Source organism: Flavobacterium panacis, from assembly GCF_024649945.1.
Classification (GTDB): domain Bacteria; phylum Bacteroidota; class Bacteroidia; order Flavobacteriales; family Flavobacteriaceae; genus Flavobacterium; species Flavobacterium panacis.
On sequence record NZ_JANKMS010000030.1, the window covers coordinates 1 to 1,787 of the forward strand.

The following is a 1,787-nucleotide window of genomic DNA, read 5'->3' on the forward strand; positions in this document are numbered from 1 at the left end:
TATAAAGAGTTGTTGGTCAGTGTGGTGGGTGATATCCGCCAGCCGATCAATAGTTTGTCCATGCTGAGCGCCTCGGAATCGCACCAGATACTGGATGTCTTCAATGATACGTTTGTGGACTATCCTCTGGATCAGACGGTTGTTGATTTGTTTGAGCAGCAGGCCGAGAAAACCCCTGATGCCATTGCAGTGGTTTATGGAGCAGAAGAATTAAGTTATAAAGCCTTAAATGAGAAGTCCAATCAATTGGGGCATTATTTAAGGGAGCAGGGGGTGGTCGCCGATAGTCTTGTTGGGATCTGTGTGGATCGTAGTGTGAATATGCTGGTGGGTATCTTGGGTATCTTAAAATCGGGAGGTGCGTATGTGCCTGTCAAACCGGATTACCCTTCATCGCGTATTTCATATATTGCTCAGGATACCGGCTGCTTTTTGATGCTTGTCGATAAATGGAGTGTGGATACAATGTCTGCTGTTTTAAGTGATACTAAAATTGTGGTTCTGGATGATTCGGCCGGTGAATATATTGATTGTTCGGTAGAACCATTAGGCATGTCGTATGAGCCTTCTTCGCTGAGTTATGTTATTTATACCTCGGGAAGTACGGGAGCTCCCAAAGGAGCAATGATTGAGCATAGCGGACTATTGAACCATCTTTTGGTTATGATTGATGATTTGGCTATGGACAGCACGAGTGTAGTTGCCTTTACAGCTCCATTTACCTTTGATATCTCAGTTTGGCAATTGTTAAGCGGTTTATTATGTGGAGGTCGTATTGCGATTTACAGTGAATCCATGATCCTGGATACAGATGATTTTCAAACAGCTTTATGTTCTTATGGAGTTACCCATCTTCAGTTGGTTCCTTCGTATATTTTAAGTTTACTGGAAAGCGGTTCGAGAAAAGGCTTGGAAGATTTACGTTATTTTCTGGTTACAGGAGAAGCTGCCACCGTTTCGTTATTGGAATCGTGGTTTGGTTTGTTTCCTTCTATTGCAGTAGTAAATGCTTATGGTCCTGCTGAGGCATCAGATGATGTGAGTCTTCATATCATGCAGGAATCCCCATCCGGGTCTGTGGTTCCTATCGGTAAACCGGTTGCCAATACCCAGTTGTATGTTGTGGATGCCTATGGCAACTTATGTCCAATAGGTGTTGTAGGAGAGTTGTGGGTTAGTGGTGTTGGTGTAGGTCGTGGTTACCTGAACCGTGAGGAATTGACAAGGGAGAAGTTTATGGCAAATCCTTTTAAAGAAGGCGAACGCATTTACAAAACAGGGGATTTGGTGCGCTGGCTTTCCGATGGAAACCTGGAGTTTATCGGCAGGAAGGACAATCAGGTCAAGATTCGCGGTTATCGAATAGAATTGGGAGAGATTGAGAATGCTTTATCTGCATTGGAAGTTGTGAGTCATTGTTGTGTAATGGCCAAAGAGGATTCAAACGGAGCCAAACGTCTGGTGGGCTATGTCGTTACCGAAGGCAAATTGGATAAGACGGACCTACAGGAGCAATTAAAATCAAGTTTACCGGAATATATGGTTCCGACGATCTGGATCGAGTTGGAAAATATGCCCTTGACTTCTAATGGAAAAGTAGATAGGAAGGCCTTACCTGACCCTGAGAATTCCGATTTATCGACCAAGGAATATGTGGCACCAAGAACAGGGACCGAAAAAGAACTGGCAGGTATCTGGCAGACTTTGTTGGGAGTGGAGCAAGTTGGGGTTTATGATGATTTTTTTGAATTGGGAGGTCATAGTTTGCTGGCCACCAGATTGGTATC

1 protein-coding gene is annotated in these 1,787 nt (G+C 44.0%); it reads left to right on the forward strand.

Annotated elements, in window-relative coordinates:
* Nucleotides 1-1,787: non-ribosomal peptide synthetase (locus NQQ59_RS25175; RefSeq protein WP_257698475.1), on the forward strand; the 1,787-nt coding region annotated here is incomplete at both ends.